Below are 24,853 nucleotides of genomic sequence, written 5' to 3'. Positions count from 1 at the left end.
ACCACCCACATTTGTAGTTTACGGAGAACGTGGGTGGTCAACTCTCAAAATTTATTTCTTAAAAATTTATTTGTTGTTCTGATGAGCGATGAACGACTAAAAAAGTATAATGCTATTTTCTATCATTACACTTTTTTTATACGCTTATTATACTTTCGTTATACTCTTTTTGTCGCTACACGAACTATGTGATCAAACGGCACGTTTGCCCATTTAAAATGCAAATTCGGAACGATTTATTGCTAATTTTTAAATTTGCATGTAAATGGGCAGTAAGTAAAAATCGCCCGTCCTGGTGTCGAAAAAACGAACAGAAAAAATAAAATTAAAATATAGTAATCTTTTTATTTTTTACAGGTAGGTTTCCCCATAATTTAGTACTGCATCAGAAATTTATCTGTACTTAGAAATGACGACGTATTTTTTCTATACGTTTATGACATTTATTCTACATTGATCCAAATCATAAAAATGTGTTTAAAATGTTCTAAAAAGGTTTTAAAAGGACGATTTTTTTATATTACGTATTTTTGTACTCAAAATTAGAGAATGCTCTAAATGACCTCTTAAAACGCAAAAAAAATATATATCAAAAAGACATGTATTTTTAAAAAAATTGATGTGTATGATGCATGTCTTTTGTGTATGTTTTATATACATAAAGTATATGTATACGTAACCTGTATGTATACATAACGTTATGGTTTTTATACATATGAGTTAAAAAAGTGATGTCACTTTTTTTCTAGGAAAAATAACTCGGCACTGCCGAGTTCACCACGTTATGGGTCTGCCAAAATATAAAAGTGGTGGCACTTTCCCTTATGCTCATGACTTTATGTATAAAAGTTAGAGGTACTTTTATGCCGAGAAAACTTTTTGAGAGATTAATTTTTTTATTTTTTACTTTTATTTTCTTCAAATATTTTGTAAATCTCTTTATGAGTAAATAAAAGATAGAAGCATAAAGAATAAATGAAAATTTGAAAATATAAGTTTATATGAATGTTGTAGAAAATCTTCAAAATTATTAAGTTTAATACGATCATATTAGCAGTTATAAAGAATATGAATAAGATAATATTATTAAATTTCTTTTTGTATTTTATATGTAAAAATATTATAAAAAGTTCAAGAAAAATAAATATTAGATAAGTTACTATAAAGAATAATGCAATATAGCCAATGTTATAAAACATATTATTTGAATACCAATTTATTGTTATTAAAGAACTTATATTTAAATTATCTGCTAATGATTGGAAACCTATTATGCTAAAAAATGGTATTGAGAATACTAATACGGATATAGGTATGATTATTATTCCGAGTAAGAACGTTACAATTATAAAGTTCAATAAGTACTCTTTGTTTACTTTTTTCATAATGAATTTAATTCCTTTTATGTATATAATATTTAATAATAAAAAATTTTAACATTTATAATTGTAGGATAAAAGTCATATGAAGAATTTAAAAAGTTTTTTTATTAAAAATACTTTGGTACTAACATCTACTGCATTATTATTTTCTAGTTTTGAACCTGTAGTTCATGCTGCAGAAAATAAGGAAGTTGTTAAAACAGTAGAAAATGATAATGTAGAATTCAATGAATTGTTAGAAGGACAAGAATATATTTGGGAAGTTTTATCTAGAGATGATGAAGGATTTAAAATGTTTCTAGATGAGCAAAGAGCTTTTAATCCTAATTTTGATAATGATGTTTTACTAGCAAAACAAGAAGGTGCTTTAAATTCTTCAGTATTTGCTAATAATTCTATGACTTTAAACTCAAATAAGCCTACTCCTAGAGGTCCTATCGGTGCAACTTTAAAAGCTATTAAGGCTCTATCACCTTCTTTGAGACATGGTGGAACTGCTATATCTTGGATCATTAAACCATTAAGTAGAAAACATGCTGTTCTAGTAAAAAAATATTCAAGAAAGATGTCTAATGCAATTGATAGGTTAGATAAGTCTACTAAATCAGCTGTTGAAAATGCTTTTGTTAAAGCAGGTATACCAAGAAGTGATGCGAAAACTTTAACTTATATTGTATTTTTAGTTATTTAGATATTGAGCTGACTTGCCCTAAGATTTTATAAAATCTTAGGGCAAGTTTTTTCTTTTTTCTTATCTTGATAAAGTAGTATTTTCAATTTGTGATTAGGGTGATGATTTTCTAGATACAGTTAAAATTAATAATCATAGATAATGAGAGAACCTACAATTATCATAAGTTTTCACCTAAAAAGGATATATTAAAGTTTTACAAATCTTTAATGCACCTTTTAGAGTGTTTTTAAATCTATTCTTTAATAGACTATAATATTCACTATTTATTACACCGTTTTTTCTTTAGATTAATGAATTTAGGTGATGATTTTGAACTGCGTTTCTTCTTTTGTCTTGATACTATAAAAAACGAAGTTATATAACATAAGACGACTTATCGGAAGTAGATATGCTTGTATATTCACAGATGGTATAATAATAGAGTCGCCTATCTCTCAGGCGTCAATCGACGAAGAGAGGAGGTGCATTACTTTGCTAATCATTTTCGTTCACATCATAGCACCAGTCATCAGTGGCTGTGCTGTTGCGTATTATACTTATTGGCTTAGTAAACGCAACAAATAATTAATAGGCGACTTTATAAGCCAGCATCGAAAAAATCCCCACACTACTGCAATAGTGTGGGGATTGGTGCATTAATTGTTAATCATTTTCGTTATATAAATTATAACACTGGTTAGTAGAGAAATGCAAAGGTAGGAGAAAGGCTATGAAGAGTAAAAAAAGAATGGAAAGATTGTACGATGATTTATTTAGTACTAATTTTTTAATTAATTATGGTTATTTTGATATTACTCCTAAAAATAATCAAGATTTAACAGAATTAAACAGCTACGGTAAATCAGATGCATTTTATTTGAAAATATTTAATATGAGTAAATTAGCTGAATATATTACTTATAATCCATTTTACATTAAAAAATTTTTTAATGATAGAAACATACGTAGTACTGAACCAATAATATTTACTATTCCGAAAAATAATACATCAAGAAGAGAATATAAGATTCCTAATATTTATAGCTATTTAAATTTGATGTTTTTCATGCAAGAAAATAAAAAAGAATTTAAAGAAGTTTTTCTAACCAATAAATTTTCAACATCTAAATTTTTTTCACTTCCAGATTTTGATTTTAAATTTACTGACAATTTAAAAAAGACTTTACTTTACGGTGGTAATCATATATTAAACGTTGATTTATCTAATTTTTATCATTCTCTTTATACACATAGCATACCTTGGGTAATAATGGGAAAGAAGAATGCTAAAAAAGAAAGAAAGAAAGGTTTTTCAAATCAATTAGATAAATTAATTACATCCTGTCAATATAATCAAACTCATGGAATACCTACTGGCAACATATTAAGTCGTATTATTAGTGAATTATATATGTGTTATATTGATTCTGAAATGGAAAATAAAGGGTATAGATATGCGAGATATGTGGATGACATATCATTCTCATTTAATTTTGAAGAAGAGAAAGATAAATTTTACAGAGATTTTAACAAACTATGTATGAAATATGAATTAAAAATTAATGACAAGAAAACTGAAGTAAATGATTTTCCATATATACATCCACAAAACAAAGACTTTATATTTAATTATTTCAAAAATTATTCCTCAAATAGTAAAGATGAAACTTGGATTATAGGTATTAAGAACTTTATTGATTTATGTATAGATGAAGAAAGAAAAGGAAATAAAGGGGCAATAAAAAGTATTTTCCCAGTAATAGAAAATACTTTAAAGAAGAAAAAAATAAATAAACATCAAATAAGTAAGATATTTGGATATAGGAATAATATTACTAAATTCAATATCTTGCAATTCATATTAGATTTATCACTAAAAGACTCTAAATTAACAAATAGATGCCTATCTTTATTAAACTATTTGACTATTAAAATGGACGATAAAAAAATAGTCTCAAAACAAGTTAAACAGTATTTTAAAAATAGAAACGAAGAAATTAGAAAATTGTTAGTATTTTATAATAAAAATAATTATCATCAAGAAACATACCAAATTCTTGTTTATATTGTTGAATATGATGTAGATATTCTTTTAAAAAATGATGTTTTGAGTTTGCTAAATGAAAATACAGATAACTTATCTCTATCGTTATTGACAATAATATATCTAAGAAAGTCTTGGAAAATAGAAAATTTATTAAAAAAAATTGATAATCTATTTAAAAATTCTAAGTATGATTATCCTGCAACAGTAGGTGTAATGTCGCAAAATTTATGGTATTTCAGATACTTTATTTACTATTTAATAAAAGAAAATGTGATTTCAAAAAAAGAAATTAATAGTTATTGCATGAGTCAAAAATATGGTTCAAATCAGAAAGGATATAAGAGCGATTTAAACTGGAATTATATTAATTCAAAAGATAATGTGGATGAATTTTTTAGTGAATTATTAGAAGAAAAAGTACCACTCATAGATTTAAATTATGTAAATTTAATATAATTAATTATATTAAACCTACTTTTGTGTTATTTAAGTACACCCTAATCACACAAAATAAGTTGTTTGTCACTTTGCTTGATATATGAGAATTATTTAACCTTATAAATGAGAAAAAAGCAACGCACTTTAAATAAGATACGTTGCTTTTTCGATTGATGAATACCTATAATTAAACTATTCATCTATTATTTATGATTTTTTGTATATACAATATTTCTAGTTTGTTAAAGAGAATTAAGAAAATAAATATCGAAAATAATAGAGGGAAAATCAGTTTTTGATATCAAAATTATACATGTCAACGATAATACAAACTATAAGATGATATCAGTATTTATTATGCATTTAGAATATTAAAATTCCTTCATTACACTCTTGGCGGTTTCACTTATCAACTTATCATTTGGCTTATCACTTTTATTGTCTTTATTCGTAAAAATGACTAAAACAATAGGTTCAGATTGGCCCTTAGGATAAACAAAAGCAACATCATTTCTAGAAGCATATGTTATTGCTTGACCACTTTTATCAGCAACCTTATAGTCTTTTGAAACACCGTCTTTAATTAAAGTATCTCCGCTTTTATTATTTAACATTAAATCAAGTAAGAATTTTTTGTTTTCTTTGCTTAATTTTCCATTTGCGATAAGTTTATTTAAAGTCTTACCGAAAGCAGCAGGTGTTGAAGTATCTTTTTTGCTCTTTGGTGAATAGTAATTTAATTCTATCTCATATCTAACTGGATTTGTTACTTTATCTCCTAGTCCTTTTAGACGTTGTTTAACTTTTTTGATCCCACCGATTTCTTTTATAATTTTATTGTTTGCTGTATTATCACTATATGTCATTGAAGCCTCAATAAGTTCTTTTAAAGTGATATCTTTTCCTACATATTTTTCTAAAATAGGAGAATAAGCAACTATATCATCTTTGTTAATATGTATTTTTTTATTTAACTTATTATAAGGTACTTGTTCTAACAAAATAGCACTATTTATCGCTTTTGAAGTCGAAGCATAGGCAAATCTCTTATCTGAATTAAATTTTACTTCCTTACCACTTTTAGTATCTAAAGCATAAACACCAATATGAGCATTATATTTTTTTTCTAAATCATTTAACTCTTTGGCATGTGGACTGTTTGAATTACATGCACTTAAAACTAAAGCAATTGCAATTAAAAATATTAACTTTTTCAAAATAAACCCTCCAATATTACAAATGTAATTTTTACGAATATATAATATTACATTTGTAATATTTGTGTCAATTATTTATTATAAATATTTGAAAGAAGGTGTCAAAATGGCTAAATTACTAATAACGAGCGTAGTAAGCTTTTGTTTTATATTTCTATTGTTAGTATTTTTTAAGTACATATTAAAACGCTATTTTAATTATAGTTTAAATTATAAAGTTTGGTATCTAACTGTGCTTGCTGGATTAATACCTTTTATCCCAATTAAATTCTCTTTTATAAAATTTAATAATGTGAATAATCAAGCGCCCACAGTTGAAAGTAAGTCACACGACTTGAACCATAACATAAATACCACCAAACCTATTCAAGAGTTCACAACAGATATCCATAAGTTTAATTGGGATTCAATTGATAATATCTGCACAGTTGTTTGGATAGTTTTAGTTATTATTTTAAGTTTTAAATTTTTGAAATCCTTATTATATCTTAAATATTTAAAGAAACAGTCACTTTATCTAAACGAAAATGAAAAAAATAAAGTAGATACGATACTTTTCAACCATCAATATAAAAAAAATATTGTGATTCGAAAAGCAGAGACTATTCAATCTCCAATAACTTTTTGGTATGGGAAATATATTATTTTGATTCCTAGTTCATATTTTAAAAGTGTAATTGATAAAAGACTAAAATATATAATACTGCATGAATATGCTCATGCTAAAAATAGAGATACTTTACATTTAATTATCTTTAATATCTTCTCTATTGTTATGAGTTACAATCCATTAATACATATTGTAAAAAGAAAAATAATTCATGACAATGAAGTCGAAGCCGATAGATTTGTTCTTAATAATATTAACAAAAATGAATTTAAAACTTATGCGGAATCTATTATGGACTCCGTATTAAATATTCCATTTTTTAATAAAAATATATTAAGCCATTCATTTAATGGTAAAAAGTCATTACTCAAAAGAAGATTAATTAATATAAAAGAAGCCGATTTGAAAAAACAGTCTAAATTAATTCCAATTTTTATTTGTATTTTTACTTTTTTGCTCATAGTAATTCAAAGCCAGTTTTTGATGGGACAATCCATAACTGATTATAATTATAAAAAGCCTTTACAGAACGATCACCAAATTTTAGATGAAAGTAAAAATTTTGGTTCAAATAGTGGATCTTTCGTCATGTACAGCATGAAGAAAGACAAATACTATATTTATAATGAAAAAGAAAGTAGAAAAAGATATTCTCCTGATTCAACTTATAAAATTTATTTAGCGATGTTTGGACTTGACCGTCATATCATAAGTGATAAAAATTCACGTATGTCATGGAATCATAAACATTATCTTTTCGAGTCTTGGAATAAGGAACAAGATTTAAATACAGCAATGCAAAATTCAGTTAATTGGTACTTCGAACGTATTAGTAATCAAATACCAAAGAGCTATACTGCGGCTCAACTCAAGCAATTAAATTATGGTAATGAAAATTTGGGAAGTTATAAAAGCTATTGGATGGAAGATAGTTTGAAAATATCTAATCTTGAACAAGTAATAGTTTTTAAAAATATGATGGAACAAAATAACCATTTTAGTAAAAAAGCAAAGAATCAATTATCTTCTTCATTATTGATTAAGAAAAATGAAAAGTATGAACTGTATGGGAAAACAGGTACAGGTATAGTAAACGGGAAGTATAATAATGGGTGGTTTGTAGGTTACGTAATTACAAATCATGATAAGTATTATTTTGCTACACATTTATCAGATGGAAACCCGTCTGGGAAAAATGCTGAATTAATCAGTGAAAAAATATTAAAAGAAATGGGTGTTTTAAATGGCCAATAAGCAAGTTGAAATATCTATGGCTGAATGGGATGTTATGAATATAATATGGGATAAAAAATCAGTATCAGCTAATGAAATTGTAGTTGAAATTCAAAAATATAAAGAAGTTAGCGATAAAACAATTAGAACATTAATCACAAGACTATATAAAAAAGAGATTATAAAACGATACAAATCAGAGAATATTTATTTTTACTCATCAAATATTAAAGAAGACGATATTAAAATGAAAACTGCTAAAACCTTTCTTAATAAACTGTATGGAGGGGACATGAAAAGTTTAGTGCTAAATTTTGCGAAAAATGAAGAATTAAATAGCAAAGAAATTGAAGAATTGCGAGACATTTTAAATGATATTAGTAAAAAGTAATTAGAGATATGTTTCAAACATTATACATATGTAAACTATACTTGACTCTTATTAAATTAGTTTTGTTAATAACATTTAAAATATATTATTAAAGATGAGAGTGTACATAAAACAACCATTTTCTGTACACTCGTTTTTTATGTCTAAATAAGTATGTATTACATAGAATTATGTGTTCAAAAACCCAACAAATAATCTATGTTCACAAAAGACCTTGTCATTAAGTTATGGTACACTGAAGGTGTATATAGGAGGTTTGTATTTTGAAAATAGGTTATGCAAGAGTTTCAACTGGTTTGCAAAATTTGAATTTGCAGGAAGATCGATTAAATCAATATGGTTGTGAAAAAATATTTAGCGATCACATAAGTGGAGCAAAAAGTAAACGTCCTGGTTTAGATAGAGCCATTGAATTTGCGAGGTCAGGAGATACGATTGTTGTTTGGAGACTAGATAGACTAGGACGTAACATGGCAGATTTAATCACATTAGTTAATGAACTTAATAATCGAGGCGTGAGTTTTCATAGTTTAGAAGAAAATATAACAATGGATAAATCAAGTTCTACAGGACAATTGTTATTTCATTTATTCGCAGCATTTGCAGAGTTTGAACGTAATTTAATTTTAGAACGTTCTTCAGCGGGGCGAATTGCAGCTCGTGCTAGAGGACGCTATGGAGGTCGACCCGAAAAATTAAATAAACGAGATTTGACTTTACTCAAAACACTTTATGATAATGGAACCCCAATTAAAACTATTGCAGAGCAATGGAAAGTTTCACGTACAACAATCTATCGTTATCTCAATAAGTTAAATAACCAAGAAAATAAAGATAAATAAAAATATTACTAAGTTTTAAGAAAACTAAAAAACCAGACAGGATACACCCTAATCATACAAAGAGAGTTATTGAATTTATAATAACTTAAACGTATGATTAGGGTGTATATTAATTGTGGAGTGAAAATGAATGATTATAGGTTATGCAAGAGTATCTTCGGTAGATCAGAATTTAGAGAGACAGCTAGATAATTTGAAAACATTTGGCGTAGAGAAAATATTTACAGAGAAACAATCGGGAAAGTCAGTAGAAAATAGACCCGTATTTCAAGAAGCACTTAACTTTGTGAGAATGGGCGATAGATTTGTAGTAGAATCGATTGATCGCTTAGGTCGTAATTATGATGAAGTGATTAACACAGTTAATTATTTAAAGGATAAAGAAGTTCAATTGATGATTACTAGTTTACCTATGATGAATGAAGTGATTGGTAATCCACTATTAGATAAATTTATGAAAGATTTAATCGTTCAAATCTTAGCAATGGTTTCAGAACAAGAACGAAATGAAAGTAAACGTAGACAAGCACAAGGTATTCAAGTTGCGAAAGAAAAAGGTGTGTATAAAGGACGCCCTTTACTATATTCACCTAATGCTAAAGATCCTCAAAAACGTATTATCTACCATCGTGTTGTTGAAATGTTAGAAGAAGGCAAAGCAATTAGTAAGATTGCGAAAGAGGTTAATATCACAAGACAGACAGTTTATAGAATTAAAAATGGTAAGGGATTATCTTGATAAATGGATTGTTAATGCAAATGAGATCTTCTCACAGCGTCCTAAATTATATGTTATTCATCTATTATGAGATTCTAATAATAAGACAAGAAAAGAGAGTGCGAATTCGCACTCTCCTTTTGTGTAGTACTATTGAAATTTTGTCTTAAAAACGAACGTAATTTAGAAATAATATTTATTGGTATTTCAAGAATATATATATAATTATTTACTAAGTCCATTTAAAAAAATTTGAGAGAACTTGTTCATAAGTTTAATTCTTTCATTAATATTTTGTTCATGTGTAAAGGTAACAATTCCATTAACAGCGTTTGCTGCTATTTTACTAACAGCATTAACATCATTAATACACCATTCGCCATTTAAATTACCCTCCTTAAAAATTACATGATAAGCATCTATATATTTGTTTTCTAATTTATTCATTTTTTCATTAATGCTATTAGTTTTATAATATTCAGTGCAAAATTCAATTATTGCGTTTTGAAGTGGATAATAGTATTCGGTTGTTAAAGATAGTTCATTATATAAATAAAATTTTTCTCTATTAGTTTTACATTTGATTTGTTCCTTTTTCCACTGTTCTTGCCATTTAGATTCTTCTATATTTAAAATTTCTAAAAATAGATTTTCTTTTGTTTTAAAGTGATAATAAAGATTCCCTTTACTACTTTCTGATAATTTAACAATTTCTCCAGTAGTAGTGGCATTATATCCATTTTTTATAAATAATTCCTTTGCGACACCTAGTATTTTATCTTTCAAGTTCATCACGCCTTTAATGAGTATTAAGTACTATCAATGATAGCACAAAAAATTCAAAGAATAATTGTATAACACAATACAGCCATTTAAATTTCGCAAGATTTTTTGTTGTAATATGTAAAAAAATAGATTACAATCCTTATAGACCGATCGCACGGTCTATAAGGATTGGAGGGAACTTAAATGATTTCATTTTTTACAAAAACTACTGATATGATGACATCAAAAAAAAGATGGACTGCACTAGTAGTATTAGCTGTTAGTTTGTTTGTTGTTACAATGGATATGACAATATTAATTATGGCTTTACCGGAATTAGTAAGAGAGTTAGAGCCTTCTGGTACCCAACAGTTATGGATAGTTGATATATACTCTCTTGTTTTAGCTGGCTTTATAATTCCATTGAGTGCCTTTGCTGATAAATGGGGAAGAAAAAAAGCATTATTAACTGGATTTGCTTTATTTGGCCTCGTTTCATTAGCTATATTTTTCGCAGAAAGTGCAGAGTTCGTAATAGCTATTCGATTTTTACTTGGTATTGCAGGTGCTTTAATAATGCCAACTACTCTTTCAATGATAAGAGTAATTTTTGAAAACCCTAAAGAAAGGGCCACTGCATTAGCTGTATGGTCAATCGCTTCATCGATAGGTGCTGTTTTTGGACCAATTATCGGAGGAGCTTTACTTGAGCAATTTTCATGGCACTCGGCATTTTTAATTAATGTACCGTTTGCGATAATAGCAGTTGTAGCAGGTTTATTTTTATTACCAGAGTCTAAGTTATCAAAAGAAAAGTCTCACTCGTGGGATATTCCTTCTACAATTTTATCAATTGCAGGCATGATTGGACTGGTATGGAGTATCAAAGAATTTTCAAAAGAAGGACTAGCAGATATTATTCCATGGGTTGTAATAGTATTAGCAATTACCATGATAGTGATATTTGTTAAACGTAATTTATCAAGTTCTGATCCAATGTTAGACGTAAGACTTTTTAAAAAGAGATCATTTTCAGCTGGTACAATTGCTGCATTTATGACAATGTTTGCAATGGCATCTGTTTTGTTATTAGCTTCACAATGGTTACAGGTTGTGGAAGAACTTTCTCCTTTTAAAGCTGGCTTATACCTATTACCTATGGCAATAGGAGATATGGTGTTTGCACCAATTGCACCCGGATTAGCGGCGCGATTTGGACCGAAAATAGTGTTACCTTCCGGAATTGGAATTGCAGCCATTGGCATGTTTATTATGTATTTCTTTGGTCATCCATTATCATATTCTACAATGGCTTTAGCATTAATTTTAGTTGGAGCTGGTATGGCTTCACTAGCAGTTGCATCTGCTCTAATAATGTTAGAAACACCTACATCAAAAGCAGGTAATGCAGCTGCTGTTGAAGAGTCTATGTATGACCTTGGAAATGTTTTTGGTGTAGCAGTACTTGGTAGCCTATCTTCTATGCTTTATCGTGTATTTTTAGATATTTCATCTTTTTCATCAAAAGGTATAGTTGGAGATTTAGCTCATGTAGCTGAAGAATCTGTAGTGGGCGCTGTCGAAGTAGCTAAAGCTACGGGGATAAAACAGCTTGCAAACGAGGCTGTAACATCATTTAATGATGCTTTTGTAGCAACTGCTTTAGTAGGTGGGATTATCATGATTATCATTTCAATAGTTGTCTATTTGTTAATTCCCAAATCACTTGATATAACTAAACAAAAATAGTACTAAACATATATTTTTAGATATTGTAGATTAGTTTATTTTTAAAATTAGTAATAGTTAAAAGAGTCCGGGACATAAAGTTCTTGGATAAGTGAAAAAAAGACAATTTCTATTGAAATAATATAGAAATTGTCTTTTTTATAAATTTTTTGATTATTTTCAGCTCGTTGAGCTACTACTTTTCTTATATTAAGTGCCATTAATACAAAACCAAGTTCTCTTTTGACTTTATTGAGTCCTCGGACAGACATCCGAGTGAAACCCAAAATAGCCTTCATAAATCCAAAAACAGGTTCCACATCAATTTTTCTTTGACTGTAGATATTTTTTGTTTCTGGTTCTGAAAGCTTTTTGTTAATTTGGGATTTAAAATATTCCCAGTTATAATTCTTCATTATTTTTTTGTTTGTTTTTGAATTGAAGTTCATACATTGATTTTTCAGAGGACATTCTGAACAATCATCACATTCATATAATTTGAAGTCTCGCTTATAACCATACTTATCATGACGATAGGCATATCTTTTAAAACCTAGCCGTTTATTATTCGGACAAATGAATTCGTCATTAATTTCGTCATAGTTCCAATTTTGAGTATTAAAGATGTCACTTTTATATTTTTTAGTTTTATCTTTTATAAACATTCCATATGTTATGAGTGGCGTTCGATTAAAGTCATCTATAATTGCCTTATAATTTGATTCACTACCATAACCTGCATCAGCTACAATATATTCAGGTAAATGACCGTAGGTCTCTTGAATTGAATTTAAAAATGGAATCATCGTTCTAGTATCCGTTGGATTTTGATACACATTATAAGATAAAACAAATTGGGAATTTGTCGCTATTTGTAAATTATACCCTGGCTTAAGTTGTCCATTTTTCATGTGATCTTCTTTCATTCTCATAAATGTCGCATCATGATCTGTCTTAGAATAACTATTTCTATCCTTTAAAATAGATTTTTGAAATTCGTATCGATACTTTCGCTCAAAATAATCATTGATTTGCTTTTTGTATTTTTTGATTTTAGTTCTTTTGAGACGTATTTGTTTTCTTGTTTTAGTACATTTTTCATTGTTGATATGTTGGTTTAAATCTTCGATTTCTTTATCTAAGTGACTACCAATCAAATCTATTTCTTCTTTTGTTAATTCATTATCATGATCTTTTTTAATTTCCGGTATGATTTTATTGGTTACCAATTCATGGTAGAGGGCTTTAGAATCCTCATTCATCTTTGATTCATGGTTTTGAATACTCTTTTTCCATACAAATGTATATCGATTGGCATTTGCTTCAATTTTTGTACCATCAATAAAAATAGCTTTATCATCTATAAGATTTTGTTTTACACACTGACTGTAAAATTGAATAAATAAAGATTCTAATAAAGCATCTACTTTTGGATTTACTCTAAATCGATTAATTGTTTTATAAGAAGGTTTTTGATTTTGTGATAGCCACATCATTCGGATGCTATCATTAAGCATTTTTTCTATTTTACGACCTGAGAATACAGATTGTGTGTAGGCATATAGAATCACTTTTAACATCATTTTAGGATGGTACGAAGTTGCACCACGGTGATGTCTGAATTCGTCGAATTCATTGTCATGAATTGTTTCAACAATATCATTTACATGTCGTGAAATATCATTTGTGGGGATAAGAACTGAAGTTTCCATTGGTAGAGTAAGTTGAGTCATGTTATAATTTTTATACATAAGGCACCTCGTTAATTTAGTTTAGTGATGTTTATTAAATTATACGAAAGTGCTTTATTTTTTTAAAGTATTACAATGTAAAATTACATATAAATACAAAGTATTTTGGCGAGACTCTTGAGGGAACAGGACAAGCTGAAGACTACAGGCTGAAGCTGTCCCCTAAGAAAGCGAGCCAACAATACGGAGTATTGTAAATAAAGAAGCCAGTAAATGAATTTGTTAAAACTCATTTACTGGCTATTTCTCTAGGGTTTATGTCCCAGACTCAATTGATTTAATTTATTATTTTATTGCGTGGAAACCACTATCTACATGGATATTCTCACCAGTTACGCCACTTGAGAAATCACTCAATAAGTAAGCAGCTGTTTTACCTACTTCTTCTTGATCCACATTTCGTCTTAATGGTGCACGTTCTTCAATTTCTTTAAGGATTGTGTTGCAACCACCAACACCTTTAGCACTTAACGTACGAATTGGACCAGCAGAAATAGCATTTACTCGAATGTTGTCCGGGCCTAAATCATAAGCTAAATATTTAACATTAGCTTCTAAACTTGCTTTAGCTACACCCATCACATTATAGTTTTGAACGGCAAATTCACCACCAAGATATGTTGTTGCAACAATACTACCACCGTTTGGCATTATTTTCTTCGCTTCGTGCGCAACAATTGTTAATGAATATGAACTGATATCTTGCGCAAGTAAGAAACCTTCACGTGATGTTTCAGAGAAACGTCCACGTAAGTCTTCAATATTTGCAAATGCGATAGAGTGATATACGCCATCAATATTGCCTACTTCTTCGCCAATTTTAGCAAAACCATTTACTACATCTTCATCTTTTTGAACATCGATTTGATATAATTTTGGCTCTTCTTGGTTTAATTGTTCTAATAATTTTTCTAATTCTTTGCGGCTACGGTCTTTACGATAAGTGAAAACAAGTTTAGCCCCTAATTGATCTAATACCTTTGCAACGCCAAATCCGATACTACGTTTATTAGCAATACCCATAATTACGAAGGTTTTATTTTCAAGATTAATCATTCGAAATAACTCCTTAATCATCGTTTTTTATATCTTAATCTCACTGTACAAACAATGTAGACTAATCTAACGTTATTATTTTACCATTTTTGCTTCATAATTATAAAGCAATATTATTACCTGGTCATATAGGAAATAGGCTGGGACAAAATAAAATGTCTCAGCCTATTTTATCATTTTGTCAGAAGCTGACTGATTTGAAAATGCGCTTGAATCAAGCTTTTTTCAAACCTAGTCATCCTTGCCGGGGTAATACAACGAAATAAATTTTGAGAAAATATTATTTCTGTCCCACTCCCTTTTCCTACGATTAGTCAAGTCTTTATGTTTAAAGTAAGCATTACTAAATTAGCCCGTTCAATTTAATTTTTTTGAATAAGGTGTTACACTGTATTTGATTGTACGGTTGGCTAATGTGGGGACATTTGATAATCGTACAATTTTTGATTCATTACTAAATAATGAATCGTTTTTAAGAGACGATTAATACAAGCGATGACGGCAGTCTTGTGAGCTTTCTCATGAGGCTGTTTTCTTAGCTTATAGTAATAATCGACTACATGATTGTCATAATGATGCTGCCCTCTTATTATATTCATAACCACCCAAAACAGTAATCTTCTTGCTTTTTTATTGCCACGCTTATTAATTGTGTCTCTACTTTGCGTACTACCTGATTGATATCGTTTGATATCGATGCCTACAAATGCATTTAATTGTTTATTAGATTTAAATCGCGTAATATTTCCAAGTTCCCCAATAATCATAGCTGCAGATAGTTTTCCAATGCCTGGTATTGAATGAATATTTTCAAAACAATCAAGTTGTTGCGCCAATTGAATCATGTCTTCATCTAATTGTTTAAGATGTTGTATAGATTGTTTTAATTGTCTAATTAACAACCGTGCTTTTTCTACAAGAAATGAATGTCTATCGACATTCGGATAGCTTTCCCGAGCAATGTTAACCAATTGGTGTGCGTGATTTTCAGCTTTATTCATAGATAGACCTTTATCAGTCGAATTGAATATATAAGAAATAAGGGTATCAATATCCATATTTCTCACCATATCTGGATGAGTAAATCGTTCTGCGATGTTAAGTGCAATGATAGAATATCGACTACTAAATAATTTTTCTAAACCAGGAAAAGTTTGATGAAGCTGTTCAACAATTTCAAATTTAAGCCGATTTTGTTCATTTTCAATTTCTAGATGAAAACGTGCACGCTCTCGCAACTCAAAGAAGATATCTCCATACATAGATATGGTTTCCGTTGCTTTTAAAGTAGGTGCTAATTGCGCAAGTTTATGTGCATCAGCTTGATCGGTTTTCCATGATCTTAAAGAACTTGTTCTGAATTTAGCTTCTAACGGGTTCATCTCAATATAATTAATTTGATTTACGCGACAAAATCGAGTCATACCTCTTGAATAAATACCAGTAGATTCAAAAATGATTTGTAGGTGGTCTAAATTATTCAAATACTTTAATAAATAATTATAACCATTTTTATTATTTTGAATGGTAAATTCTCTTTGAAATTGATCGTTATGATAATGAGCTACGACACTACTTCTTTTACTAATATCAACACCTAAGTAATTGATAAATATAGCCTCCTTTAAAAAATTGAGAAGTGAGAACTTTACTTAACCTTTCTCATTTCATTTTCCTCTACACGGTTTCAAGAACCCAACATACTTCAAACGAATTTCAAAAGGCGAGAGTAAAGCTGACTTGTTTTTTTAACGGGTTTAAGACCCAAGGGAATGCACAGTCTACTCCTCTCTATAACTATAAAAAATAGCTATGAAAAAATCTATCGTCATAGATTTCTTCATAGCTAATCTTAGTATGTTTTATTATTAAGTAAAATTATAAAAGACAATTTCTTAAATTAATAATATGATATACCTATATCTAATAATTTATTAGTATTAATAAACCTTGAAAGGATGATTAACTGATGAATAGAGCAGATATTTTTAAAATATTTGATGTAGAACTTAATATAACTATATTTTTAGGAGCACTAGTAGCAACTTTCATCTATTTTATAAGTTACATGAACAATGTAAATGAATTAATTACATTATGCTTAACATTAGCTTTTCCTGCATATTTATTAAAAATTAGCAGATCGTTCGAGGTTATTTTATTAGAGGAAAAAATAAAAAATAGTAAAATCAAAATCTGTGACAAAGATAGAATTGAACGAGAGATACTGGTGAAAAAGAACCTAATAGATGAACTATTGTTTCCTAATAGAGTTATTAAAAAATATACACTGACAATTTTAATTTACAGTATAGGTATTATTATTCTTTTACTACTTTGTAATATGTTAAGTTATGGAATTGGTGAAAATGTCAATTTTATCTGGAGATTACTAGCTTGTTATGTAACGAGTGTCACAGTGATTATAGTTGCCTTGATTATAATGATAATGATATTTGATCTTATAATTGGATTACTATTAAATTTTCAAATATTTTTAAAAAATAAAAAGTATGATGACTTTTTATAATTATTCGATTTATATAATGAAAAATTAAATGATTAAACATAGAAACCTCAAAACAAACCATATTTAATAGAGTTTATGGCGCCTTATACAAATAAAGGCTATGCTGTTAAAGAATTATGTAGCTATCTTCAGATTAATATGGATGATGTTTATACTATTGGCGATAGAAAATTGATTTACCTATGTTTAATACCCTAGATAATTCTTCTGATAATTTAGTTTTTGTTAGAGTTTAACATAACTGATGATTACCAGAAGTTCTCACTATATAAAAGACACTAAAATTTTATAACTTTTAGTGCCTAATCAATTATTTTAGCTACCAAACAAACGACTCCAAAACCCCTTTTTAGGTTCCGTTTCTTCACTCTTTTCTTCTATATCACTATCATTGTCATTTAGATTAGCTGGAACGTCTTCTCTTTTTGCTTCTTCACCTTGTGTACTTTCGTCGCTTTGACTTCCAGATATATCCTTATATTGAATCTCTGTTTCTTTAGTTTCTTCCTGATCTCTGTTAATATTTACAGGATTAGTAGTATATGTTTTTTCTTGTGCATCAACGTTTTGTCTAGTGTTAGTAGATGTATCAAAGGGATAATTAAGGTGTTTTTCTTTTTCTAATTGATTTTCTAATTTTTGAATCTTTTTATTACTCTCTAATGCCAGAACTTGCTGATTTTCAAGCAATTTTGACCTTTCTTGCAACTCTTTTCTGTAAAATTCAATTGTTGTTTCATGACGACTTTCTTGTTTTTCAATTTGATTATTTAAAGTATCAATCTGTTTTTTAAGGATTTCTACTATTTGAGCATCGCTTTTCGATTCAAAATTAATATTATCCGACCCTTTTTTTTGTTTGTCTTCAGTAGTACTTTCAAAACCATATTTCTTTTTATTTTCATTTACTCTTTGAATGATTTTTTCTATATCGGTATCTTCTTTAATAAACGAAGTGTTTTCCTGTTTTATTGTCTCTATATTCAATCGCTTAATATTATTAAAAATCGTTTGCTTACTAACCCCTAATTCTTCACTCAACTTTTTCACACTTTTCATATCATCAACCCTTTATAAAATGTTTATAAACCCTTGATAAAATATTATAAGCTTATAATGCTTAATAATAAAGTGATTAATAAATAAAAATAAACATCCATCAACCTTTTTATCAAGGGTTTATGAAAGGTTGATGATATTTATCAAGGGTTTATAAACATTTTATAAAGCTATATTTTCCCTTTTATAAGTTTATTTAAAGTGCTATAATAAACTTAATATAACAAAAACCCCAACTACTGGTAATAGTCGGGGTTTGGTAATAAAACGTTTAGAAACTGTTTATTTATATAATTTTCGATACTTGTATTATATAATGAATAATATCTTAGTGCAAGCACCTAGATCATTAAATAAATGTAAAGCTAAATAAAAACGTTTTATTACCTCTTACCAAACTAAAATATGGAAAGAGGTTTTTTGTCATGCAAAATCAATATTTTACAGTGCAAGAAAATTACAAAGAAAGATTTTATCAAATCCCTAAAGTATTCTTTACCAGTGAAAATTATAAAAATCTAACTAATGATATGAAAATAGCCTATGCTATCTTACGTGATCGCTTAAATTTATCTATTAAAAATAGCTGGGTTGATGAAGATGGTAACATTTACTTTGTTTATTCAAATGAAAAGCTAATGGAAATCTTAAATTGTAAAAAAGAAAAGTTAACAAAAATAAAAAAAGGGTTAGAAAACGATGGTCTACTCATTCAAAAACGACGTGGTTTAAATAAACCAAATATTCTATATTTAATGAAACCTATTGTCACAGAACGTGATATTTACAAAATAGAAAAAGAAGAAAACGATGTTGAACCTTACGGCGAGAAGGAAGTTCGAAAATCGAACGTCCAGAAGTTCGATTTTCGAACGGCCAGAAGTTCGAAAATCGAACGTCCAGAAGTTCGAAAATCGAACACTAATGATACTGACTTTAATGACATTGACTTTAATGATACTGAGAATAATGATATGAATGACTTGAATGATATAAAGTACAAAAATGAAATTAGTAATCATTCAAATCAATTTACACATAATTTTGATGATAAAGAAATGCTATTGCAAGAATTCCCAGAACAACTAACTAATTATTTATTAAAATATGATTATAGAGATTTAGAAATCATAAAGGCTGTTATTCTTAAAGCAAAAAAATCATTTAATTCAAGGCATGAAGATATGCATTACATGTTAGAGGACATTGAGGATGAAATATTAACTTCTTTAAAAAGACTTAAAAAAGCTATACATGATAGGGGAGTTAAAGGCCAAAAGGAAACAATCAATTCAATGCAAGCTTATTTAATGCAAACAATTCTAACTGAACTTGAAGAAACACATGCCCTTTATATGCGCCGTAAAAACATGAAACAATATAATATCTTTAATCAATAATTCAAATGATTTTATAACACTCGAAGAGACATCAAAATATTCCGTTAAATCATCTGACTTTTTAACTGATGACGACGAAAAAAATCAAGAAATTGTAAGTGATTTAGAAAAAGGTTTGTATCGAAAACGTATGTTAAGTTATGGTGGATTGCTTAAACAAAAGCATAAAATTTTAAACTTAGACGATGCCGAAGATGGTAATTTGATTAATACAAGTGATGAAGATAAAACGACAGACGAAGAAGCAAAAGCACATTCAATTACGGCAATTTGGAATTTCGAAAAGCAAAATTATTATTTAAGACATTAGTGATAACTGATGTCTTTTTTATTGTTTTTCTGTAAAAAAGTGCTGTCTTATTTTTGTGACACTACAGCTTTGTATGATATCACTTTAAAATTACTTAAAACCCTTGGAATGTCTGGCCTTGCCAGATCTATCATTTTTGAATGATAGCAAATTTCCCTTATGCTCTTACGGAGATTTTAGAGTTAAATTAAAATTTCTAAGTTTTTGATAAGAAAAGCCCTGCAGGAATTTAGAAAAACATGGGGAAGTTTTAAAGTATTTTATGCTAATTTTTAAATTTGCATGTAAATGGGCAGTATCTAAAAAATTAGTCACTGATTTTGCTGAAATTTTTGTTTGTGAAATTAGCATATATTTATTTGGCTCATATTTGCGTTTTAAGAGACTGTATAGATTTTTAAGTACAAAACCTATATGATTTGCCTCTAAGTCTTCAAAATGCCTCTTAAAATTCAAAATAAAAGTGTTTAATATTGTAATAAGGATTGCTATTTTTTATAAAAGGAACATCGTATTTATGCCGAGAAAATTTATTGATGTTGAGAAGAACCCTTAACTAAACTTGCAGACGAATGTCGGCATAGCGTGAGCTATTAAGCCGACCATTCGACAAGTTTTGGGATTGTTAAGGGTTCCGAGGCTCAACGTCAATAAAGCAATTGGAATAAAGCACCTATGATTATTTAAAAATATAAGTTATAATACATTCAAAAATATTTTTGAATGAGGTGTATGTATGATTCAAACGGTTGTTGCTGCTGCTGTTCTTTATATTGCTACAGCAGTTGATTTATTAGTAATTTTATTAATATTTTTTGCTAGAGCAAAGACTAGAAAAGAATATAGAGATATTTATGTTGGTCAATATTTAGGGTCTATTATTTTAATATTAGTTAGTTTGTTTTTAGCTTTTGTATTAAATTATGTTCCAGAAAAGTGGATATTAGGTTTATTGGGTTTAATACCAATTTATCTTGGAATTAAAGTGGCTATTTATGATGATTGTGAAGGAGAAAAGAGAGCTAAAAAAGAATTGAATGAAAAAGGATTGTCTAAATTAGTTGGTACGGTTGCAATTGTTACGATAGCAAGTTGTGGCGCCGATAATATTGGTTTATTTGTTCCGTATTTTGTGACATTAAGTGTTACTAATTTATTACTTACTCTGTTTGTCTTTTTAATTTTAATTTTCTTCTTGGTGTTTACTGCACAAAAATTAGCTAATATCCCAGGAATTGGAGAAATTGTTGAGAAATTTAGTCGTTGGATTATGGCTATTATTTATATAGCTTTAGGTTTATTTATTATTATTGAAAATGACACTATTCAAACAATTTTAGGATTTATATTTTAATTTAGGGTGTGATTTTATATGAGTTATGAAAATACTTGTGATGTGATCTGTGTACATGAGGATAAAGTTAACAATGCTTTAAGTTTTTTAGAAGATGATAAATCTAAGAAATTACTTAACATTTTAGAAAAAATTTGTGATGAGAAGAAATTGAAAATCATATTATCTTTGATTAAAGAAGATGAGTTGTGTGTTTGTGATATTTCTTTGATATTGAAAATGAGTATTGCTTCAACTTCACATCATTTAAGGCTTTTATATAAAAATGAGGTACTTGATTTTTATAAAGATGGAAAGATGGCATATTATTTTATTAAAGACGATGAAATAAGAGAGTTTTTCTCTAAAAATCATGAGGGTTTTTGAAACGAGTTTCTTCTTGTCTTGATACTATATAGAAATAACGTTCTTTTCTAAAATCCTTTTGAAGCGTTGATATGACGAAAAGTGGGAAACAACGCCCATGGAGAGAAAAGAAAATAGATAATGTAAGGTTCTGTTGCAAAGTTAAAAAATAAGTGTCTAACCTTATGTTTAAAGTAATACTTTGTATTAACTAGCTAGCATGATGCTAATTACACGGCATGGCGAAAACCCGTAGATCTGAAGAGATCTGCGGTTCTTTTTATATAGTCCATAAATACATTCAATGCCTGTGTATTTTATTCCAATTGCTTTATTGTCGTTGAACCTCGGAACCCTTAACAATCCCAAAACTTGTCGAATGGTCGGCTTAATAGCTCACGCTATGCCGACATTCGTCTGCAAGTTTAGTTAAGGGTTCTTCTCAACATCAATAAATTTTCTCGGCATAAATGCGTCGTCTAACTTTTTTTATAATGTTTATCAAACCACGATGAAAAAAATATAAAAAAGACTGTATAAAGAATAAACCAAGTATCTAAATGATTTTGATTCATTTGCTTATAAATAAAAAACAATAAAAAAATACCAAGAATAATTTGTAAAATAAATAAAGACCTCTTCAAAAAACCACTCCTTTTAAAAAACTTTATCTCAGGACTTATTCAAATTATAAACACCTTTATTTTGAATTTTAAGAGGGTATTTTAAAGATTTAGAGGTAAATCTTATAGTTTTCTACTTAAAAATCTATACAAGCTCTTAAAACGCAAATATGAGCCAAATAAATATATGGTAATTTCACAAACAAAAATTTCAGCAAAACCAGTGACTAATTTTTTAACACTGCCCATTTAAATGCAAATTAAAAATGAGCATAAAATCTTTTAAAACTTCCCCATGTTTTTCTAAATTCCTGCAGGGCGTTTTTATCAAAAATCAAGAAATTTCAATTTTTCTCTAAGAACTCCGTAAGAGCATAAGGAGAATTTGCTATCATTCAAAAATAATAGGTCTGGCAAAGCCAGACATTCCAAGGGTTTTAAGTAATTTTAAAGTGATATCATAAAAAGCTGTAGTGTCACACTTTTGTGACACTACATACAGCATTTGTCACAAAAATAAGACAGTACTTTTTTACAAAAAATCAATAAAAAAGACATCAGTCATCACTAATGTCTTAAATAATAATTTTGCTTTTCAAAATTCCAAATTGCCGTAATTGAATGTGCTTTTGCTTCTTCATCTGTTATTTTATCTTCATCACTTGTATTAATTAAATTACCATCTTCGGCATCGTCTAAGTTTAAAATTTTATGCTTTTGTTTAAGCAATCCACCATAACTTAACATACGTTTTCGATATAAACCTTTTTCTAAATCACTTACAATTTCTTGATTTTTTTCGTCATCGTCAGTTAAAAAATCAGATGACTTAACCGAATATTTTGATGTCTCTTTGATTGCCGATTCAATATCTTTATCGCCTTTTTGATTAGGTTTAATTGCTTTAATATTTACAACAGGTCGATAATCAACTTGTAATGCTTTTTGCCATAAATTAACCCATTCTTCTTGAGTTATATAATTCTCTTTTTTTCTAAAATATGCATTTTCAACACATAACAAAACGTGCATATGCTGATTATAACTACCGTCATTTTTATTAACGGTAACTTCTGTTGAACGCATAAATCCAACAAGATTTTGTTTAACCTTTTTATATCTACTCACCCTATCAAATGCTTTAGTTAGATGATTCAAACTTTGTTCTAAAGTATCTCCATCTATCGCATTTTTTGTTGAAAGTGTTAAAAACAACCAACGTGCTTTTGGCTTTTCCTTAATTACTTCTTCAATCACTTTTTGAGCTTGATAACTATTTTTCATAGCACGCCTCCAATTACAAACTGGACATAGCTTTGATTTACAAAACCACGTCTTATGTAATTTCAAATAACCTTCATCGGTCGGCTTGAATTCTAAGACGTTACCACATTGTTTTACGTTATAAGCCTTTTTTATTTTTAAAATTTCAAGTATATCTGCATAGCTTACATTAGGTTCTGTTGCAAAGTTAGAAATATAGTATAATAGTCAACAAAAAATGAGGTGCAGAGGATGAATTATTTCAGATATAAGCAATTTGACAAAGATGTCATTACTGTAGCCGTTGGCTACTATCTAAGATATGCATTAAGTTATCGTGATATATCTGAAATATTGAGAGAACGAGGCATCTATGTTCATCATTCAACAATTTATCGATGGGTACAGGAATATGCTCCTATTTTGTATCAAATTTGGAAGAAAAAGAATAAGCAAGCTTATTATAAATGGCATATAGATGAGACGTATATCAAAATTAAAGGGCAATGGAATTATTTATATCGCGCTATTGATGCAGATGGCCATACACTAGATATTTCGTTACGTAAGAAACGAGATAATCACTCAGCATATACGTTTATTAAACGTCTTATTAAACAATTTGGCAAACCTCAAATGATAATTACAAACCAAGCCCCTTCAACGAAGGTGGCAATGTCCAAAGTGATTAAAGATTTTAAACTTACCCCCAACTGTCATTGTAACTCTAAATATTTAAATAATCTCATTGAACAAGATCATCGTCATATCAAAGTAAGGAAAATAAGTTATCAAAGTATCAATACGGCAAAGAATACGATCAAAGGCATTGAATGTATTTATGGACTATATAAAAAGAACCGCAGATCTCTTCAGATCTACGGGTTTTCGCCATGCCGTGTAATTAGCATCATGCTAGCTAGTTAATACGAAGTATTATTTTAAACATAAGGTTAGACACTTATTTTTTAACTTTGCAACAGAACCAAGAAATCGATCCAACTGAATACCTTTACCAAATTTATTATATTTGGAATCAGAAAGAGTACCTGGCAAGTGAACTTCACGAACTTACCGAAGAAGAACAATAAAAAAATATAAAAATATTTTGAGAGTTG

Annotated in this window: 19 protein-coding genes and 6 pseudogenes; 17 read left to right on the top strand and 8 right to left on the bottom strand. The window is 28.5% G+C overall.

Annotation, left to right across the window (positions count from 1 at the left end; genetic code table 11):
- The first annotated feature begins 1,464 nt into the window (after positions 1-1,464).
- From SAMSHR1132_RS13555 to SAMSHR1132_RS14020, 3 genes are all read left to right on the top strand, one after another.
- Positions 1,465-2,073, top strand: a complete 609-nt coding sequence (locus SAMSHR1132_RS13555; protein WP_000793183.1) for a hypothetical protein — start codon at positions 1,465-1,467, stop codon at positions 2,071-2,073.
- Between the two features lie 474 nt (positions 2,074-2,547).
- The gene (locus tag SAMSHR1132_RS14180) at positions 2,548-2,640 is read left to right on the top strand and encodes a type I toxin-antitoxin system Fst family toxin (protein WP_001791613.1); all 93 of its coding nucleotides are present in this window, start codon (positions 2,548-2,550) and stop codon (positions 2,638-2,640) included.
- Positions 2,641-2,785: 145 nt separating this feature from the next.
- The gene (locus SAMSHR1132_RS14020) at positions 2,786-4,558 is read left to right on the top strand and encodes an RNA-directed DNA polymerase (RefSeq protein WP_000837333.1); all 1,773 of its coding nucleotides are present in this window, start codon (positions 2,786-2,788) and stop codon (positions 4,556-4,558) included.
- A 353-nt stretch (positions 4,559-4,911) separates the two neighbouring features.
- Here the strand turns inward: SAMSHR1132_RS14020 and blaZ are convergent, their stop codons facing one another.
- Complete coding sequence (gene blaZ, locus SAMSHR1132_RS13540) at positions 4,912-5,757, bottom strand: penicillin-hydrolyzing class A beta-lactamase BlaZ (protein ID WP_000733269.1); 846 nt, start codon at positions 5,755-5,757, stop codon at positions 4,912-4,914.
- Positions 5,758-5,863: 106 nt separating this feature from the next.
- Between blaZ and blaR1 the strand changes: the two genes are divergently transcribed.
- From blaR1 to SAMSHR1132_RS13520, 4 genes are all read left to right on the top strand, one after another.
- Positions 5,864-7,621 carry a beta-lactam sensor/signal transducer BlaR1 gene (blaR1, locus tag SAMSHR1132_RS13535; protein WP_001096390.1) on the top strand — a complete coding sequence of 586 codons (1,758 nt, stop codon included), beginning with the start codon at positions 5,864-5,866 and terminating at the stop codon, positions 7,619-7,621.
- The gene (blaI, locus tag SAMSHR1132_RS13530) at positions 7,611-7,991 is read left to right on the top strand and encodes a penicillinase repressor BlaI (protein ID WP_001284654.1); all 381 of its coding nucleotides are present in this window, start codon (positions 7,611-7,613) and stop codon (positions 7,989-7,991) included. The genes blaR1 and blaI overlap by 11 nt, the downstream gene beginning before the upstream one ends.
- A 263-nt stretch (positions 7,992-8,254) precedes the next feature.
- Positions 8,255-8,833 (top strand): recombinase family protein, encoded by a 579-nt coding sequence (locus SAMSHR1132_RS13525; protein ID WP_000690631.1) that lies wholly within the window; start codon positions 8,255-8,257, stop codon positions 8,831-8,833.
- A gap of 130 nt (positions 8,834-8,963) precedes the next feature.
- Positions 8,964-9,572, top strand: a complete 609-nt coding sequence (locus SAMSHR1132_RS13520) for a recombinase family protein (protein ID WP_000583537.1) — start codon at positions 8,964-8,966, stop codon at positions 9,570-9,572.
- A 204-nt stretch (positions 9,573-9,776) separates the two neighbouring features.
- Here the strand turns inward: SAMSHR1132_RS13520 and qacR are convergent, their stop codons facing one another.
- Complete coding sequence (qacR, locus tag SAMSHR1132_RS13515; RefSeq protein WP_001832666.1) at positions 9,777-10,343, bottom strand: multidrug-binding transcriptional regulator QacR; 567 nt, start codon at positions 10,341-10,343, stop codon at positions 9,777-9,779.
- 177 nt (positions 10,344-10,520) lie between these two features.
- Here qacR and SAMSHR1132_RS13510 point away from each other — a divergent pair, with 177 nt between their 5' ends.
- The gene (locus SAMSHR1132_RS13510; RefSeq protein WP_000622776.1) at positions 10,521-12,065 is read left to right on the top strand and encodes a quaternary ammonium compound efflux MFS transporter QacA; all 1,545 of its coding nucleotides are present in this window, start codon (positions 10,521-10,523) and stop codon (positions 12,063-12,065) included.
- A 16-nt stretch (positions 12,066-12,081) separates the two neighbouring features.
- Here the strand turns inward: SAMSHR1132_RS13510 and SAMSHR1132_RS13505 are convergent.
- The 3 genes and pseudogenes from SAMSHR1132_RS13505 to SAMSHR1132_RS13495 all read right to left on the bottom strand — a co-directional run bounded on the left by SAMSHR1132_RS13505 (position 12,082) and on the right by SAMSHR1132_RS13495 (position 16,461).
- A pseudogene (locus tag SAMSHR1132_RS13505) lies at positions 12,082-13,795 on the bottom strand (IS1182 family transposase).
- A 285-nt stretch (positions 13,796-14,080) separates the two neighbouring features.
- The gene (gene fabI / locus SAMSHR1132_RS13500) at positions 14,081-14,851 is read right to left on the bottom strand and encodes an enoyl-ACP reductase FabI (protein ID WP_000609031.1); all 771 of its coding nucleotides are present in this window, start codon (positions 14,849-14,851) and stop codon (positions 14,081-14,083) included.
- Between the two features lie 410 nt (positions 14,852-15,261).
- Positions 15,262-16,461, bottom strand: a complete 1,200-nt coding sequence (locus SAMSHR1132_RS13495) for an IS110 family RNA-guided transposase (RefSeq protein WP_304363309.1) — start codon at positions 16,459-16,461, stop codon at positions 15,262-15,264.
- Between the two features lie 359 nt (positions 16,462-16,820).
- Between SAMSHR1132_RS13495 and SAMSHR1132_RS13490 the strand changes: the two genes are divergently transcribed.
- On the top strand, positions 16,821-17,381 hold the full coding sequence (locus tag SAMSHR1132_RS13490; protein WP_001077893.1) for a hypothetical protein: 561 nt from the start codon (positions 16,821-16,823) through the stop codon (positions 17,379-17,381).
- A gap of 63 nt (positions 17,382-17,444) precedes the next feature.
- Positions 17,445-17,579 (top strand): annotated as a pseudogene (locus SAMSHR1132_RS14490) (HAD hydrolase family protein); the annotation flags it as partial.
- Positions 17,580-17,696: 117 nt separating this feature from the next.
- Here SAMSHR1132_RS14490 and SAMSHR1132_RS13485 read toward each other — a convergent pair.
- On the bottom strand, positions 17,697-18,440 hold the full coding sequence (locus SAMSHR1132_RS13485; protein ID WP_000843731.1) for a DUF536 domain-containing protein: 744 nt from the start codon (positions 18,438-18,440) through the stop codon (positions 17,697-17,699).
- A 425-nt stretch (positions 18,441-18,865) separates the two neighbouring features.
- Here SAMSHR1132_RS13485 and SAMSHR1132_RS13480 point away from each other — a divergent pair, with 425 nt between their 5' ends.
- The 5 genes and pseudogenes from SAMSHR1132_RS13480 to SAMSHR1132_RS14405 all read left to right on the top strand — a co-directional run.
- Positions 18,866-19,840, top strand: a complete 975-nt coding sequence (locus SAMSHR1132_RS13480; RefSeq protein ID WP_001181104.1) for a replication initiator protein A — start codon at positions 18,866-18,868, stop codon at positions 19,838-19,840.
- A gap of 19 nt (positions 19,841-19,859) precedes the next feature.
- Positions 19,860-20,150 (top strand): annotated as a pseudogene (locus SAMSHR1132_RS14005) (protein rep); the annotation flags it as partial.
- A 736-nt stretch (positions 20,151-20,886) separates the two neighbouring features.
- Complete coding sequence (gene cadD / locus SAMSHR1132_RS13470) at positions 20,887-21,504, top strand: cadmium resistance transporter CadD (protein ID WP_000616816.1); 618 nt, start codon at positions 20,887-20,889, stop codon at positions 21,502-21,504.
- Positions 21,505-21,522: 18 nt separating this feature from the next.
- On the top strand, positions 21,523-21,870 hold the full coding sequence (locus SAMSHR1132_RS13465; RefSeq protein WP_000119686.1) for an ArsR/SmtB family transcription factor: 348 nt from the start codon (positions 21,523-21,525) through the stop codon (positions 21,868-21,870).
- Between the two features lie 68 nt (positions 21,871-21,938).
- Positions 21,939-22,022: pseudogene (locus SAMSHR1132_RS14405) on the top strand (replication protein); the annotation flags it as partial.
- A 34-nt stretch (positions 22,023-22,056) separates the two neighbouring features.
- Here SAMSHR1132_RS14405 and SAMSHR1132_RS14000 read toward each other — a convergent pair.
- Together SAMSHR1132_RS14000 and SAMSHR1132_RS13460 are read right to left on the bottom strand one after the other, a co-directional pair.
- Positions 22,057-22,158, bottom strand: a pseudogene (locus SAMSHR1132_RS14000) (IS6 family transposase); the annotation flags it as partial.
- Positions 22,159-23,039: 881 nt separating this feature from the next.
- The gene (locus SAMSHR1132_RS13460; RefSeq protein WP_072400075.1) at positions 23,040-23,951 is read right to left on the bottom strand and encodes a protein rep; all 912 of its coding nucleotides are present in this window, start codon (positions 23,949-23,951) and stop codon (positions 23,040-23,042) included.
- Between the two features lie 36 nt (positions 23,952-23,987).
- Between SAMSHR1132_RS13460 and SAMSHR1132_RS13455 the strand changes: the two genes are divergently transcribed.
- Positions 23,988-24,662 carry an IS6-like element ISSau6 family transposase gene (locus tag SAMSHR1132_RS13455; protein WP_001105944.1) on the top strand — a complete coding sequence of 225 codons (675 nt, stop codon included), beginning with the start codon at positions 23,988-23,990 and terminating at the stop codon, positions 24,660-24,662.
- A gap of 59 nt (positions 24,663-24,721) precedes the next feature.
- Positions 24,722-24,826, top strand: a pseudogene (locus tag SAMSHR1132_RS14400) (protein rep); the annotation flags it as partial.
- Between the last annotated feature and the right edge of the window lie 27 nt (positions 24,827-24,853).

This window comes from Staphylococcus argenteus, from assembly GCF_000236925.1.
In the GTDB taxonomy this organism is placed as follows: domain Bacteria; phylum Bacillota; class Bacilli; order Staphylococcales; family Staphylococcaceae; genus Staphylococcus; species Staphylococcus argenteus.
Note: the sequence above shows the minus strand (reverse complement) of the source record. Positions and strands in the feature narration are given on the sequence as shown.